General features: G+C 38.4%; 12 protein-coding genes. 3 read left to right on the top strand and 9 right to left on the bottom strand.

Features of this window, described 5'->3' with window-relative positions:
• Positions 1-211 precede the first annotated feature (211 nt).
• The 3 genes from H0S58_RS08365 to H0S58_RS08355 all read left to right on the top strand — a co-directional run bounded on the left by H0S58_RS08365 (position 212) and on the right by H0S58_RS08355 (position 2,393).
• Positions 212-805, top strand: a complete 594-nt coding sequence (locus H0S58_RS08365; protein WP_195726266.1) for an IMPACT family protein — start codon at positions 212-214, stop codon at positions 803-805.
• Positions 802-1,419: an acyltransferase gene (locus tag H0S58_RS08360; RefSeq protein WP_195726265.1), complete on the top strand. Its 618-nt coding sequence runs from the start codon at positions 802-804 to the stop codon at positions 1,417-1,419. The genes H0S58_RS08365 and H0S58_RS08360 overlap by 4 nt, the downstream gene beginning before the upstream one ends.
• 131 nt (positions 1,420-1,550) lie before the next feature.
• The gene (locus H0S58_RS08355) at positions 1,551-2,393 is read left to right on the top strand and encodes a universal stress protein (RefSeq protein WP_092720834.1); all 843 of its coding nucleotides are present in this window, start codon (positions 1,551-1,553) and stop codon (positions 2,391-2,393) included.
• A 148-nt stretch (positions 2,394-2,541) separates the two neighbouring features.
• On the opposite strand, the gene H0S58_RS08350 is transcribed toward H0S58_RS08355, so the two are convergent.
• The 9 genes from H0S58_RS08350 to dnaE form a co-directional block, all read right to left on the bottom strand.
• Positions 2,542-3,207 carry an O-methyltransferase gene (locus H0S58_RS08350; RefSeq protein ID WP_195726264.1) on the bottom strand — a complete coding sequence of 222 codons (666 nt, stop codon included), beginning with the start codon at positions 3,205-3,207 and terminating at the stop codon, positions 2,542-2,544.
• 166 nt (positions 3,208-3,373) lie between these two features.
• Complete coding sequence (locus H0S58_RS08345) at positions 3,374-4,090, bottom strand: D-Ala-D-Ala carboxypeptidase family metallohydrolase (protein WP_195726263.1); 717 nt, start codon at positions 4,088-4,090, stop codon at positions 3,374-3,376.
• Between the two features lie 145 nt (positions 4,091-4,235).
• Complete coding sequence (gene fdxA, locus H0S58_RS08340; RefSeq protein ID WP_053580096.1) at positions 4,236-4,559, bottom strand: ferredoxin FdxA; 324 nt, start codon at positions 4,557-4,559, stop codon at positions 4,236-4,238.
• A gap of 204 nt (positions 4,560-4,763) precedes the next feature.
• Positions 4,764-7,400 (bottom strand): DNA mismatch repair protein MutS, encoded by a 2,637-nt coding sequence (mutS, locus tag H0S58_RS08335; RefSeq protein ID WP_195726262.1) that lies wholly within the window; start codon positions 7,398-7,400, stop codon positions 4,764-4,766.
• Between the two features lie 370 nt (positions 7,401-7,770).
• A complete protein-coding gene (locus H0S58_RS08330) occupies positions 7,771-9,780 on the bottom strand; it encodes an esterase/lipase family protein (RefSeq protein ID WP_195726261.1) in 2,010 nt (669 codons plus the stop codon).
• 139 nt (positions 9,781-9,919) lie between these two features.
• The gene (locus H0S58_RS08325; protein ID WP_053580099.1) at positions 9,920-10,834 is read right to left on the bottom strand and encodes an ABUW_2363 family tetratricopeptide repeat lipoprotein; all 915 of its coding nucleotides are present in this window, start codon (positions 10,832-10,834) and stop codon (positions 9,920-9,922) included.
• A 114-nt stretch (positions 10,835-10,948) separates the two neighbouring features.
• Positions 10,949-11,755, bottom strand: coding sequence for a serine O-acetyltransferase (cysE, locus tag H0S58_RS08320; RefSeq protein WP_053580100.1), 807 nt, complete (start codon positions 11,753-11,755; stop codon positions 10,949-10,951).
• Complete coding sequence (locus H0S58_RS08315; RefSeq protein WP_195726260.1) at positions 11,748-12,605, bottom strand: RNA methyltransferase; 858 nt, start codon at positions 12,603-12,605, stop codon at positions 11,748-11,750. Before H0S58_RS08315 ends, cysE begins: the two co-directional genes overlap by 8 nt.
• Before the next feature lie 33 nt (positions 12,606-12,638).
• Positions 12,639-16,202, bottom strand: a complete 3,564-nt coding sequence (gene dnaE, locus H0S58_RS08310) for a DNA polymerase III subunit alpha (protein ID WP_195726259.1) — start codon at positions 16,200-16,202, stop codon at positions 12,639-12,641.
• Between the last annotated feature and the right edge of the window lie 52 nt (positions 16,203-16,254).

Here is a 16,254-nt window from a genome sequence, read left to right as displayed (position 1 = left end):
TTTTAATTATATTTTTTAATGGATTTCTAAATCTGTCATTTGTAAATTTTTGAGTCATGTACTCAGCAGCACAAAATCAAAAATTGAATACGATCATGATGAACTTGCAACTGTTTATGGGAGGATAAGTTTTACCTAGACGTATTCTTGGCACTTTAATCCTCTCAAAATCAGGCTATACTGACTTGATGTCGTTATTTATTCTAGAGTTATGCCTTTTACCCTTGCTTCACTTGTGACCTTTCAAGCGGAGATTAAAAAAAGTCGTTTTCAAGTCTTTGCTGTTCCTGTAGAAAATGAACAAGCTGTAAAAGACTTTTTAGAGACTTATCAAGATCTCAGCACAACCCACCAATGTTGGGCATGGAAAATTGGTCATCAAGTGCGCTTTAATGATGATGGTGAACCATCTGGAACTGCAGGTAGACCTATCCTTGCCAGTATTGAAGGCAATGAATTGACTAATATTATAGTTTTAGTGAATCGTTGGTATGGGGGGATTAAACTCGGCACTGGCGGCTTAGTTCGTGCTTATGGTGGCTCTGCTGGGCAATGTTTAGCATTGGCTGAAAAAATTGAACTTATAGAAAAAATACCCGTCAGCTTTTTATGCAATTTTAATGAATGGGCTATTTTTCAATATGATTTAAATCAGCAACAGATCGAATTTAAAGAAGATTATTTGGCTACAGGCGTACAAATTATTGCTTATGTTCGAGTTGATCAAATGGAACATTTATCATTAAAAATTCAGGATGTAACTCGTGGTCGTGAGCAACTTAAAAGAATAGAGGAATTACCATGAATGAGTCTGATCCTCTATTAAAGTATCGTGAGCAGCATAAGCATCGTTTAAATTATATGCCTTGGTTATATTGGTCGTTAAAGGCGAAAAATCGTGCATGGGCAGAAACTTGGCAAAAAGAATATCAGACCTATTTAATGCAGATGGAAACCATTGAAATTGGTGAAAACTGTTTTATTTCACCTTTAGCGCATATTTTTGCTGAACCAGGTCGAAAAATTAGTATCGGAGATCATACTTTTATTGCAGCAGATTGTACCTTGCACGGGCCTTTGGACATCGGCAATGAAGTCGCCATTAATCATCATTGTATCTTGGATGGTGGACGTGTCGGCATAAAACTGCATGATCAAGTAAGAATGGCCGCCTATTGTCATTTATATGCTTTTGATCATGGCATGGCTTTAGAACAGCCAATATACCAACAACCCGTTCGATCAAAAGGGATTGAAATTGGTCAAGATGTTTGGCTAGGCGCACATGTAGGTGTAAAAGATGGTGTCAAAATTGGAGCAAAAGCAGTGGTTGGAATGAACAGTATGGTGACTAAACATGTTGACGAAGCTGCGATTGTCGTCGGAAACCCAGCTCAATTTATTCGTTATAGATATTAATACTGGATGAATTTAATCCTCAGTTTTTTATACTGATATTTACATAAAAGCATCCTCGCGTTATAACAGATGTGCTAAGTTAAAAATAACCAATAGACTTAAAGCCCAAATAGGCAAAAAGCGAGGCTAAAATGAAACGTGTAATCGCTTGTATTGATTCTTCTCCCTGTGTAAATGCAGTTGCTGAAGCTGCGGCATGGGTGGCAAGGCAAACACAACGTGAATTAGTATTATTACAGGTTTTAGACTATTACCCAGCAAGTTATCATTTGGGGGAAATTAGTGGCGTAATTGGTTTTGAAAGTAATGCCATGTTGCTGAAGGAACTGGCAGAACTTGAACAAAAACAAAGCGAACTTGCACTGGATTATAGTAATAATTTATTGAATCATATATCTGAGATGATTCAGCAAAAATATCAGATTACCACTTCACATATTCAAGAAAAAGGTGATTTTTTAGAACAAAGTTTTAATGTACTGCATGAAGATGACATTGCAGTGATTGGTCGAGTAGGGGAGCGTTCAGCAGAACGGAATAAACCTATAGGCAGTAATGTTGAAAACTTTATTCGTGGTGCAAATTGTGCGGTGATGACTGTTGGAGAGAACTTTAAACCACCAACACGTTTTATTTTTGCATATGAATATTCACCCACTTGCGTCAAGGTAATGCATCGAGTAGCGCAAACAGACTTATTAAAATTATTACAATGTCATTTGTTATATGTAGGTGATCATCCCGAAATTCTAAATGAGCCTTCGAAATATTTAAGTGATGCAGGGATTGATGTAATCATGGAATACCGTTATGGAGATGTGGCGGAAAACATACTGGAGTATCAGGCAGAGCATGGTATTCAGTTGATTTTACTCGGTGCATTTAGTCACAGTAAAATACGTCAATTCTTTTTGGGAAGTGTTGCAACCAGTATATTCAGAAATTCAACGGTACCGTTGTTGGTTGTTAAATAATGTTTAGATAGGTTTGAATGCTTACTTTAATGCCTTCTTGTCCTAAAGTTATCCGCATAAGTTGTGGATAACTATATGGACAATATTTATAAGTGACTCATATTTAATTAAAAAAAGACTACGCTTGTTTTTTAAGCTTTGTATCTAATTATTTCACCAGTACTAAAGCAAAACCATCATGACCTTTACTGCCTACAGTTTGTAGAGCAGTGCATGATAAAATTTTTGGATGATTTTTTAAAGCGACAAACATATCTCGGATACCTTCGATACTTGGTTTTTGATTTGTACTATTAATAATTTCACCAGCACGTACAACATTATCCAGTACAATAATGGTACCAGAATGAGATAAATTTAAACTGAGCTCTAAATATTCAGAATAACTTTGTTTATCTGCATCAATAAAAATAAAGTCAAAAGCTTCAAAATCTTGAGGAAGTGCTTTTAGTACGTCAGCTGCACGTCCGACTTGAAGTTCAATTGTCTGTGGCAATTTTGCCTGCTTGATATTTTCTTGTGCTAAAGCTGCATGTGTATCGCGTCCTTCAATTGTTAAAATATAACCATCTTCGGGTAAAGCACGTGCGAGCCAAATTGTACTATAAGCTGCAAAAGTACCTAGCTCTAGTACGCGTTTACATTGATTCATTTGAATCAACATTTGAAGCAGCATGCCTTGATTGGGTGCAACTGCAAGATGATCTGGGAAACCGTTATCTTCAGTATTTTTGAGCGTTTGTAACAGAATAGGATCTTCTGGAATCAAATGTGAATCGATGTAAGCATCAATCTCTGTCCACATTTTTTGCATAATCTTTTCACCCTTGTTGCGTTGCACAGTATTTTAAACTTTTCCATTCAGAGTGCAATTTTTCGTTTTAGTATTTAACTGCAAAAATGAAAAAAAGAGATACTAATGATCTCTAAAGTATTGGAACATGGAATTAATGGGCAAACAATTGATCGACTATGCAACCTTAATAACTGCACATTGAGCTGTTTCTAGAAAGATCTGGCCCCCAAGTTCTATAGCCTTGCGTATCGATATGAATTTGACCTGAAGAATATAATCCAAGTCCCATATTGAGATTTTGACCATGTTGAGCCCAGAACTGACACAATTTAAATTTAGTATTTTCAATAAAAGTAAAATCTTCGGGCTGTGGATAAGCAGGCCCAATACGAAAATCGATAGCAGAATTAAAGAGATGACGTGATGAACTTGCGCCACCAGCACATTGATTCAGTGGCAAATCACGATAAACAGAAGTGACTTCAAAATCAGTTAAAACTTTTGCTGCGACCAAATATTTAAAAACTCTCAAGGTCGAAATTTGGTTATTCCATAATTCTCTATTTGGAATCATATATTGCGAGCGAGCACATTTCTGCCAGTCACGTGCGGTACGCATGAGTTCAAAACTAGGAATAATGTTGCCTACACCATTTCTCTCAAGAAAAATTTCATATTCACGTACACGTCTTAAATTATCACCTACTGCAATCCAAGCATTGTAGGCATAGGGCACAGTTTTAGGTGGAATTGGGCGTTCAATAATAATACGTTCTTGTGGGATGAAGATCCGTTTTCCATCAGGCGTTGTATGTCCTGGTTTATGAGTAGATGTAGTACATCCAACCATAGCAAGAGAAATCACGCTTAAGCTGAGTAATCTCTTTCGAAAATGCTTCATTATAGAAATCAAATATTTATAAATACTTGTTCTATTTTAATCTAATTTTAAGGAGAAAATTTGAAAATTTTGCAATCAAATGTGTGTTTTAGGTATAAAAAAAGATCAGCAATTGCCGATCTCTTTTTTAAGTTTTAGAAGAGTCTTACTTTTCCAAGTACTGTAACTTATCGGTTTTACCATTCCATTCTTCACGGTCAGCAGGCTGATCACCAATTTGGGTGATATTCGGCCATTTTTGTGACAGTTCAGTATTGAGTTCAATAAAGACTTCCTGACCTTCTGGTAATTCATCTTCTGAGAAAATAGCGTTTGCTGGACATTCAGGTTCGCATAACGCACAGTCGATGCATTCATCAGGATTGATCACAAGGAAATTTGGACCTTCGTAGAAACAATCTACTGGACAAACTTCTACGCAGTCTTGGTATTTACATTTAATACAATTTTCAGTGACAACAAAGGTCATGGCGACAGCTACCTAAAAAATATGGTTCTAATTACAGATGCTGTATTTTAGGCAAAAATGCCTACAACTAACAATTCCTTTTATTGATATTTGTTATATGCGGGGCTGTTAATTTTGATAATTACTCAATATACGTCGAAATAAGCTGAGTAATTGTAAAAGAACTCAATACATCAGCCTTTTACAATCGACTCATTTTATCTTTTAAATTTGAAGTGCGTCTTTTAATGCGTATATTTGTTGAAGTGCTTCACGTGGAGAAAGATTATCGACATCTAATGCTCTTAACATAGATAAAGCAGGTAAGTCTTTTTCCACCTCGATAATTCGTTCAATAATTTCAGTTTTAGGGTCATCCGTGATACTGAACAAGTCATTTTGTACCGCGGTGTTACGGTGTTGATGCTGCTGTTTCTCTAAAATTTTCAAACGATTTTGTGCTTCTTTAATTACACTTACGGGTATACCTGCCAATTTTGCCACTTGTAAACCATGGCTTTGACTGGCAGGACCATGCTGAACTTTATGCAATAAAATTAAATTACCATTTAATTCTTTCGCAGTGACATGATAATTATCAATACCTGATTCTTTGCCCAGTTCAGTCAGTTCAAAATAGTGGGTTGCAAATAAACATAAGCATTTAATTCGTCTGCTTAAATCAAGTACACATGCCCAAGCTAGTGATAGGCCATCGTAGGTACTGGTACCACGACCAACTTCATCCATCAATACCAAAGACTGATTGGTCGCATGATGCAATATTTGTGAGGTTTCTGTCATTTCAACCATAAAAGTCGATTTACCTGTAGATAAATCATCGGCAGAACCAATACGGGTAAAAACACGGTCTATAGGGCCCAAAATAGCAGTTTTAGCAGGCACATAGCATCCACAATAAGCCAATAAGCTAATGAGGGCAGTTTGACGCATAAACGTAGATTTACCCCCCATATTGGGTCCTGTCACAATTGCCATGCGATGATTAAAATCTAAACTGGTATCGTTCGGGGTAAAAGCAGTTTTATTTAATGCTTCTACCACAGGATGTCGACCCGCAATAATTTTAACCCCGATTTCTGGACTAAACTCAGGACGAGCCCAATTTCTTAATCGAGCTTGATGAGCGAAATTGGCAAGCAGATCAATTTGTGCAATTGCACTGCTCATCATTTGTAAATTGCCAATATCTTGACGTAATTCATCCAATAGCATTTCAAACAGCATTTTTTCACGTGCAAGTGCGCGTGATTCACTTGAAAGTACTTTGTCTTCAAATGATTTAAGTTCTGGTGTGATATAACGCTCTGCATTTTTCAAAGTTTGACGTCGAATATAATGATCGGGAGCTTGATCTGCTTGAGCTCGCGTTAATTCAATGAAATACCCACTTACACGGTTATAACCAATTTTAAGGGTGACTATGCCTGTATTTTCACGTTCTTGTCGTTCTAAATCAATGAGGAATTGCCCAGCATGATCTCGAATTTTACGCAATTCATCAAGTTCACTATCAAATCCCTCTGCAATTACATTGCCATCACGAAGTAACACGGGGGGATGCTCTACGATGGCTGATATCAGACGTTGGTAAAGTCCTTTAAAATCACCTAATTCCTCATCAAGTTGTTGAACCAATACAGACGTTTTTAATGAAATAATGGGTTGAATCGCATGTCTTAATAACGGAATTTGCGCACATGCCTGACGTAACTGAACTAAATCGCGTGGTCGCGCACTACCTAAAGCAATACGGCTAAGCACACGTTCAATATCACTAATATTTTTAAGGACAAGACGGATGGGTGATTCATGATATTCATTCAACATGGCAGCAGTCGCATCAAGACGAGCATCAAGTAGCTTTGTGTCTCTTAATGGCTGCATCAGAGTACGACTGAGCAAACGACTGCCCATTGCAGTTTGGCAATCATTAATGAGTTGAAAGAGTGAAGTGCCATGTTCAAATAAAGGCTCTACTAACTCTAAATTACGTCGTGTGACTGGATCAAGTGCAATAAAATCACTACTTTGTTCAAGTTGAATTGAACGAATATGAGGCAAAGCCGTTTTTTGAGTTTCTTTAGCGTAATGAATCAATGCCGCAGCTGAAGCTTTTGCGAGTGGTAAATGATCAATTCCAAAACCTGAAAGGGTCGAAACGACCAATTGATCACACAGTGTTTTTTGCGCATTATTCACATTGAAATCGACATTTGGTCGCTTTGTAATAGGGCAATCAAGCTGTTTTTTAATTTGTTCAATAATGTTGGGATCGACAATATTCTCATCAACCACAATTTCACTCGGCATTAAACGAGAAAGCTCAATCGCTAATTGCTCATGTTTAAAATCTTGTTGTTGTACTTTAAAAATGCCTGCGCTCAAATCGAGCAACGCTATACCAATTTGATTTTGTTGAATACAGAGTGCAACTAAATTGGAGGATTGGTAGCTGTTTAACAGGGCATCATCCGTTAGGGTACCAGGAGTAATAATCCGAACGACACCGCGCTCAACTGGACCTTTGCCATTCACCTCGCCCAGCTGCTCGCAAATGACGACAGTTTCACCTTTTTTTACCAGTCGGGCAAGATAACCTTCAGCCGCATGATAAGGCACACCAGCCATTGGAATAGGTTGCCCATTGGCTTTACCACGATGCGTTAAGGTAATTCCCAATAATTTAGCAGCTTTGTGCGCATCATCAAAAAAGAGCTCATAAAAGTCACCCATCCGATAAAACATCAGTGAGTCTTGGTGCTGCATTTTTATGGTTAAATATTGCTGCATCATCGGGGTTAATGTGGAAAAATCAGCCATGATTTCCGAGTAACTCATTGAGATAAAATCCTTAAATATTTGAATATCATTAATCGCTAAAAACTTGGCTGTTTCACCAATTTTCTGTACAAAAACCAAAAGTGGGTCGAACTTTTAAACAAATTAGAGAGAGAAAAATTCATTTCATCGAAAGGCATATCTTAGCAAATTTGCAGCTGTATAGAAAAAAGCTTTGCAGCAAATTATGATAAATGAACGCAACAATCAATTTTAGTGTCTTTAACGAGGCGGATAAAAAATTCAAAAATTTAATCTTTCTTTATTTTGTTATGACGTTGTTATTTTCAAAAATGAATAAATCTAAAATACGGTTAAACATGTCTGATATATGCCATGCTTAACCGATGTTGATAGATATTAAGTAAAATTAAGGTTTCTGCAAACCCAATTGAGTTAAATGTAAACGCAAGATTCGACGGAGTTCTAAAACAGCTTCTGGTGTTTCCTGAATAGAGTGTCCACCTTTAATAATTTTTTCTGAAAGTGCGCCTGATAAGTGCGCACTCTTATAAGGAACGATGCCATCTGTAATGACATTTAAATCATCACTCTTGGTAATGTTCCCCATAATGGAATGAAAAGCCAAGCCTTTACGTGGCGCAATATCTTCAGTCAATTCCATAAATTTAGATTGATGGCTTAAATCACTGGGACCATTTTGAATGAATCCTTGGTCAATCTGGTCCATCAACTCTTTAAAATCTAAGTTTTGGCTTTGTAAAGAGTCACCTATAGCAGACACAAAAGTCACGGGTAGACGTATAATTTTACGTGCAGCTTTAGTAAACCAGCGGTCTGCATATTCTGTTCCACGATGAGGAGCAGCCAAGAAAATTGCGCGATTAAAATTCGGAATATCTCGAATGACCAAACGTTGTGACACAATTGGTAATTTTTGATATTTAGCTAGCTGACGATTATTCATCATAGATAATGCCTTTTTAGTGACATCCGCATCGCTGACCAAAAGGCGGGCAATAATGCCGCCCATGCTATGCCCAATCAATACGGCATCTTTTTTGGCTGCTGATTTTGCATCCACCTGAGCGAAAGCTTGGTTAATTAAAGCATAAATTTGAAAACGACTTTCTATGATGGGCATGTTGGTTGAATAAAAAACTTGCCATACTTGAAAATTTTCACGCAATGCATTATCACCCATAATATCGTTGGTGAGTCGTATCCATGCTTCTGGACTACTGGCTAAACCGTGAACCAACACAATGATTTTTTTATTTGGGTTGTAAGGTTCCAACATATATAAATGCGGCATCGTCAGATGATCATCGCGATCAATTAAGGACAGATAAGCTGCTTTTCCTAAATTATTTTGTGCTAACCATAGACCATAAGGTGTAGAAAAGTTAGCAGCCAAAGGATAACTCTTACCTGCCATACTTACTTTTTCATATTTGTAGGGATCGAATGCTTTTAATTCAAACTCAGACTGATTCAAAATGTCTTGAATATTTTGGCTAGATTTAGGTTCAGCTATAATCGTAGCGGCTAAATAGCGTGCCTGATGAATATTAGGATTAATCCCATTTTTATAACTAAAATTGATTGGATCTATAATATATTTGGCTTTTCCTTCACCAATGTCATCTTTAACTTGCGGTAAAACCACGACAAATTCTGAGCCAAAACCATCACGACGGTTGATAGAGCGTAAACCTGAAAAGTTTAAATTATAACTAGAGAGAAGTTGTTCAATTTTTTGTTGCTTGAGTTGTGGATAGGCATCAAAATTAATTTTATAAATACTGTTGCCGACTTTAATTTGGGATTGAACTTCAGTCGGTTTATGGCGTAAAGCATAAGTCGGGATTAATTTTGCCAAAGCTAAATTGTAAAAATCTCGGATTTGAACTTGTCTGTTATCAAAAATACGATCTTGAGGGCCGCGTTTCGTTTTAAACATATATGCGTAGCTGTATCGAATACTTTTATCCAGCATATAAAGTTGCTGATCTAAGCACTGATCATAGCTGACTTGCTGTAGTTTCTGTTTTTCTTCTGATTGTGTACGATTTAAAATACTGATTTTACAATCGTTCGATTTTTCAAAAGTTAAGGCTTTGGATAAATAGATTTCACTTGCTGTTGAAAGTAATTGTTCCTCTTGAATTTGAGGAATTTGCTGCAACTCTTGAATGCATTGATCTGGTTGTTCAGAACAAACCTTAGCTTCACGACCCGTCATCGAAAGTACATTTAAACTCGCTTCGCTTAATTTGTCGCGAGTAAGAATACTTTCTCGTTCATTGGCAATGGTGACATTGATGGCTTGGTTTTTAACACTGACAATTTGACAACCTGTGAGTAAATAACCACTCACAAGCGCTGAAAAAACAATTTTATAAATGTGTTTAGGCATAAAGATTGTCTACATTAAATGTTTATTTGAATTTTTCATCATCATACGATAATTCTACTCATTTTCAATTCGCTCAAAACAAAATAGACCGTACTGGACGGTCTATTTTGATGATCTAGTTTAAATTATGATTTAAAAATTAAGATGTTTTGGTCACATTCAGCACCTGCCAAACATTCCAACGGCCTTGATTTTCAATTTCTGCGATTAAGCGATCAGAAACTTCTGCTTCTTGCGGATATTTTATTTTATAATTTTTTAGCGTTTGAATTGCATTTTTCTTTTGTTCCATGGCAATGTAGTTATTAGCAGCAGACAAATAAGCTTCTTGGACACCCGCTTTCATGGCTTTGTCTAAATAAGGAATAGCCTCACGTTGACCACCACCTTCAGATAAACCAAATCCAAACCAGAAATTCGCTTCTGCATCGTCCTTATTAATTTTTAAAATGCGTTGTGCATAGGTCAAAGAATTTGTCGTGTAAACAGATCCTAAATCTAGATTACGCGCCATCACACTGGCTTTAAAAGCGCGCATAAGAATATCGAAAGACGCATTTTCTTTAACCGCCAAGCCATCAAGTTGTTGAGTTAATTGCTTCAGTTTAGCTTCGAAACCTTTACGTTCCTGACGTTCTGTAAAACGGGGCGGATAATGACGAGCTTTGCCTTCAACCATTTGTAAGAAATCATCAATTTCAGTGATATCAATTTCATTTTCGCCCGCCAAAGCAGCAAATTTTAGTGTTCTTTCATTATTATCAACGGTAGGGATAATAAGTTTGTTGACATCTAAAATCAGCTTTTTAGTCGGATCATTTTGTATGCTGACTTCCATCTTGGTTACAGGCTGAACAGCAGCTTGTTTTAAGGCAAGTTCAAAAGGTGGTGGTGCATCATAATTAAATGGATTAAGGGCGTAAAAAGGTGGTGTTAAATCAGGTTCGGTAAAGACAATCGGACCATTGACTGGCGTTTCTTTTTTAGGTGCTGTACTACAAGCAGAGAGTAAGGAAACCGCTATTAATGTAAATGCCAAAGGCTTAAGCGTCATATCGATCATCCATTCATTTAATTAATTGTATACTGATAAATAGCCATGTTCGTCAGTCTAAAAAAACTCTCACGAACATGCAAGTTAGCGCTTGTTAATATTTGAATTACTTTCTCAGGCTTTAGATTGGCTACTTTGCGCTTCACATTCACGGCGAACATCTTCAATAATTTTAAGCTCTTCGACACTAAACGGTTGTTCATCTTGCTGCTTTTTAAAGCTAGGATCTAATAAAGATAAACGTTGGCATAAACTATTCATGCGCTTTTCATTGTGCTGAATCCGATCGAGTAGAACGCGCATACCATCTAGAATCGGATCAGATTGCTCTTGCGTTGCCGCATAGGGCAGAAAACCTATACTTTCTGCATAATCACGTCGACGAGCTTCTTCTGCATCTTTTGGTTTGTCTTTGGTGATAAAACGGGCAGGGTTGCCCACTGCTGTAGTATCTGGTGGAACTTCTTTGGTTACGACTGCATTCGAGCCAACTTTTGAATTTTTCCCGACAGTGAAGGGGCCAAGAATTTTTGCTCCTGCACCCACTACGACACCATCTTCTAAGGTCGGATGACGTTTGCCTTTATGCCATGTTGTGCCTCCTAAAGTAACGCCATGATAAAGCGTAACATCATCACCAATTTCTGCTGTTTCCCCAATCACAACACCCATGCCATGATCGATGAAGAAACGACGACCAATTTTTGCGCCTGGATGAATTTCAATTCCTGTGGCGAAACGGCTAAAAGAAGACAATAAACGCGCAGAGCCTTTACACTCTTTTTGCCAAAGTTCATGGGCAACACGATGCATAATCAGCGCGTGTATACCAGGATAAGTAGTCAGAACTTCTAAAGTATTTCGAGCTGCTGGATCGCGCGCGAATACAGCGTGTATATCTTCTTTAAGCTGTTTAAACATGGGGTTGATCCTCTGAAGAATCTGTAGTTTCGGTTTTAGATTTTTTCCATGTGCCATTATTCATGGCTTGCACACGAGTAAAAATGCCACGAAGTAAATGATATTCCATACGATCTAATTGTATACGTCCAAAGAGACGGCGCAAGCGTAATGGCAACAATCTTGGATTTTTAGGGTCCATAAATTCAATTTCAGCCAACATTTTTTCAATATGCGGATAAAATTGTTGCATTTGTTCGTGTGTGACTAAAGGTTCATCCCATTGCATCGATTCTGTTTCGGTGACAGGCATAGTGGCTTCAGTATTATCTTTTTGTTCCACTAAAGCCAGCGTTGCCATACGTAGTTCATAACAAATCACTTGAATGGCTTGTGCGACATTTAATACGCCGTAATCATTATTGACGGGAATAGTGACATGATAATTGGCCAGCGCTAATTCTTCATTGGTCAAACCACGATCTTCACGGCCAAATACAATCGCAACCTCTTGCTGATCGTTCAACACTGCTTGTAGCGATTTTTCTGCAGCAGGACGAGCGTCAAGCAATGGCCAAGGAATAGTACGGCTGCGTGCACTGGTACCAAAAACCAAATGACAATCTTGAATGGCGTCTTCTAAAGTCGATACAATTTCAATCTGTTCGATAAGATCGGTTGCACCTGCAGCCAAAGCATCAATATCTGGATGAGGATAGGTTTTGGGTGCCACTAAAACGAGCTTAGATAAGCCCATGGTTTTCATTGCACGTAAAGCGCTACCAATGTTAGCAGGCAGTGTGGTATTGACCATGACAATACGCACATGGGAGAGATGTGCTGAAACAACAGCATTGTCAATTTGACTCATAATGTGTCCGATATAAATTTAAGTATTTAAAAATTAAGAATATTGATTGGCTTCTGCCTGATACATATCCATTGCATCATCCATACTGATGTTGGCAGGAGGTGGTACAGTTTGTGCGGGCTTAGTGTACTGCACGATTTTTGCGGCTTTAGATTTCACTTGATATTCGACATGAATCACATCTTTACCAAAATAATCGCGTAATTTGGCCAGTAATTCATCTTGTGGTGCCACTTTCCAGTTTAAGCCCAAGTGAACTTCGGCAGAAGCATAATCATATTCAATCTGCAATTGCAGGGGAATATGATTACACATATCGACGTTACAGAAAGGCAGTAATATCTTTTGTAAATCTTGACTTAGGGTCTTACTCAAATGCTCATTATTGAGTTTAATTTGAATGCTATTGGCACGTTTTTGACGAATTTCATTTAAGCTAAAAGCCTTGTTTAAGCGCGCCATTGGACGGTCATAACCTTCACGCTCATAAATTTCACCTTCAATGACAACCACACGCTCAAGTTGAACAATATCTTTAAAGCGCTGGAAACGTTCATGATTGGCAGATACTTCAAGGCGTGATGTACCATCGTCTAAGGTGACCATCATACGGTTGGGGAAATTGGCAATATCAACCACCAAGCCTGAAAAAACAGTGGTTACCCCGCGACGGGTGGGTGTTAATTCATTGAGTTTAACTGGAATAAATGATTTTAATTCAGAGCGATAAACATCAATTGGATGTCCTGTTAAATATAAACCAAGGGTATCTTTTTCACCTTTTAGACGAACTTCATCCGACCACGGTTTTACTGGTTTTGCAGGTTTACGTTGAACTTCTTCAACTTCACCAAACAAATCCATGATGCCTGTTTCACGGTTAGAACGTGCTTGGTCTGCTGCTTGAACTGCTTCTGGTAATTGTGTCATTAAACTTGCACGATCAATGCCCAAACAATCCAATGCACCAGAGCGAATAAGTGCTTCTAAGGTTCGTTTATTGATCTTTTTCAAATCAATTCGGTGACAGAAGTCGAATAAGTCTTTATATGGCCCGTCCTGCAATCGTGAATCAATCACTGATTGCATGGCTGCTTCACCTACACCTTTAATTGCACCTAAACCATAGACAATGGTTTTTTCATCGCTGGCATGGAATTGGTAAAAAGACATGTTAATTGACGGTGGAAATACTTCTAACTGGTTATTACGGCAATCATCAATCAAAAATACTACGTTGTCCGTGTTTTGCATTTCTGAAGTCATGACCGCAGCCATAAATTCAGATGGATAATAAGCTTTTAACCATGCAGTTTGGTAGGCAACAAGGGCATAGGCTGCCGCATGTGATTTGTTAAAACCATAGCCTGCAAATTTTTCCATATAATCGAAAATATGATTGGCTGTCGCCTCATCAATATCTTTTTCGGCAGCACCCTCAATAAAGATTTGGCGCTGTTTCACCATTTCTTCAGGTTTCTTTTTACCCATTGCGCGGCGCAACATATCTGCACCGCCCAGCGTATAACCTGCACAGTATTGCGCAGCTTGCATCACTTGTTCTTGGTAAACCATAATCCCGTAAGTCGGTTCCAAAACACCTTCTAAAAGTGGGTGTAAATATTCAAATTCACCCCCATGCATGCGGTGAATAAAGTCTGGAATCAGATCCATTGGCCCTGGACGGTACAAGGATACAAAGGCAATAATTTCTTCGAACTTACTTGGTCGTGCCTCTTTCAGCATTTTTTTCATGCCGACGGATTCAAACTGGAATACTGCAGTTGTATTGGCATCTGCAAAGATGGCGTAGGCTTTCGGATCGTCTAGTGGGATATAAACAATATCCACTTTTTTGTCTTCTGCAACACGCTTATTGATATTTTGAATGGCATCTTCAATCACAGTCAGGTTACGTAAACCCAAAAAGTCAAATTTAACCAAACCTGCGGATTCAACATCATCTTTATCGAATTGTGCGACACGGTTAGTCCCGTCAGCATCGCACATCACAGCTGAATAATCGGTAATTTTACCTGGTGCAATCACCACACCGCCGGCATGTTTACCTGTGTTACGGGTAATACCTTCAAGTTTTAGTGCCATTTCCCAGATTTCAGCGGCATCATCATTATCTGGGTTAGATGGATTGGTGACGATATCTTTTAACTGCGGTTCCATATCAATGGCGCCACGTAAATCTATACCTAAAGGTTTGGTCGGAATCATTTTGGAAATACGGTCAGCCAGACCGTATGATTTTCCAAGAACACGAGCAACATCTCGGATAGCACCTTTTGCTGCCATCGTACCAAAGGTTGCAATTTGTGAAACAGCCTCGCGGCCATAATGACGTGCGACATAATCAATCACGCGGTCACGGCCTGCAATACAGAAGTCGATGTCAAAGTCAGGCATCGATACACGTTCAGGGTTTAAAAAACGTTCAAAAAGTAAGTCATAACGCAGTGGATCTAGATCGGTAATTTTTAAGCTATAGGCCACCAGTGAGCCTGCACCAGAACCACGACCAGGGCCGACAGGAACCCCATTATTTTTAGACCATTGAATGAAATCCATGACAATTAAAAAATAGCCTGGAAAACCCATATTTAAAATGGTACTGATTTCATACGTCAGTCGTTCATCGTATTTTTGACGAATCTCAAGCCAGTCTTCATCCCGTTTTTCAATTGGATACAACAAGTTTAAGCGTTCTTCTAAACCTTGTTGCGAAACATAGGCAAAGAAGGTGTCAATGGTATGACCTTCTGGAACAGGATAATCCGGAAGATCGTTGAATCCTAAGCGCAAGCTGACATTACAACGTTTGGCAATGTGATAAGTATTTTCAATCGCCGTCGGAATATCTGAAAATAATGCCGTCATTTCCTCAGCTGTTTTAAAATACTGCTCAGGACTGTAATAACGTGGACGACGGCTATCTCCTAAAACATAGCCATCTGCAATGCATACACGGGCTTCATGCGCTTCAAAGTCAGTTTGTGCAATAAAATGCACATCGTTATGCGCAACGACACCAATATTATATTTTTGAGCCAATTTGATTGCCCCAGCAATGAAATTTTCTTCATCAGGGCGGTCGGTGCGGGTCAGGGCTAAATAGACACGGTTACCAAATTTTTCAATCCATTCCTCTAGTAGCGCGTCGGCTTTTTGTGGATTGGATGAATTCAGCATTTTACCCACATCACTATGCATGCCTAACAGCACGATAATGTCTTGGTTTTGTTCTAAAACCCACTCTTTTTGTACACAAGGGATATCTAGTTGCTGACCTTCAATAAAGCCACGCGAAACAATTTCAGTGAGACTGCGCCAACCTTTGTTGGTCATTGAAAGCAGAGTGACTTTATGTTCTGCATCATTCAGGCGAATATTACTGCCCAAAATAGGTTTAATGCCTTTATCTAAGCATTTTGTATAAAATTTAACTGCGGCATGTAAGTTCGATAGATCTGTTAATGCCAAAGCTGGCATTTCATCATTCACTGCAGCTTTAATAAGATCAGGTATACGTACGATAGATTCCGTAATTGAAAATTCTGTATGTATACCAAGATGAACAAAGTGCATAAATGAGTCCCTGCAAAAACCGTCGGCTATTTTAGCATGGCCCGCAGTCAAT

Origin of the sequence: Acinetobacter sp. TTH0-4 (genome assembly GCF_015602665.1) — a bacterium.
GTDB classification, from domain to species: domain Bacteria; phylum Pseudomonadota; class Gammaproteobacteria; order Pseudomonadales; family Moraxellaceae; genus Acinetobacter; species Acinetobacter albensis.
Note: the sequence above shows the minus strand (reverse complement) of the source record. Positions and strands in the feature narration are given on the sequence as shown.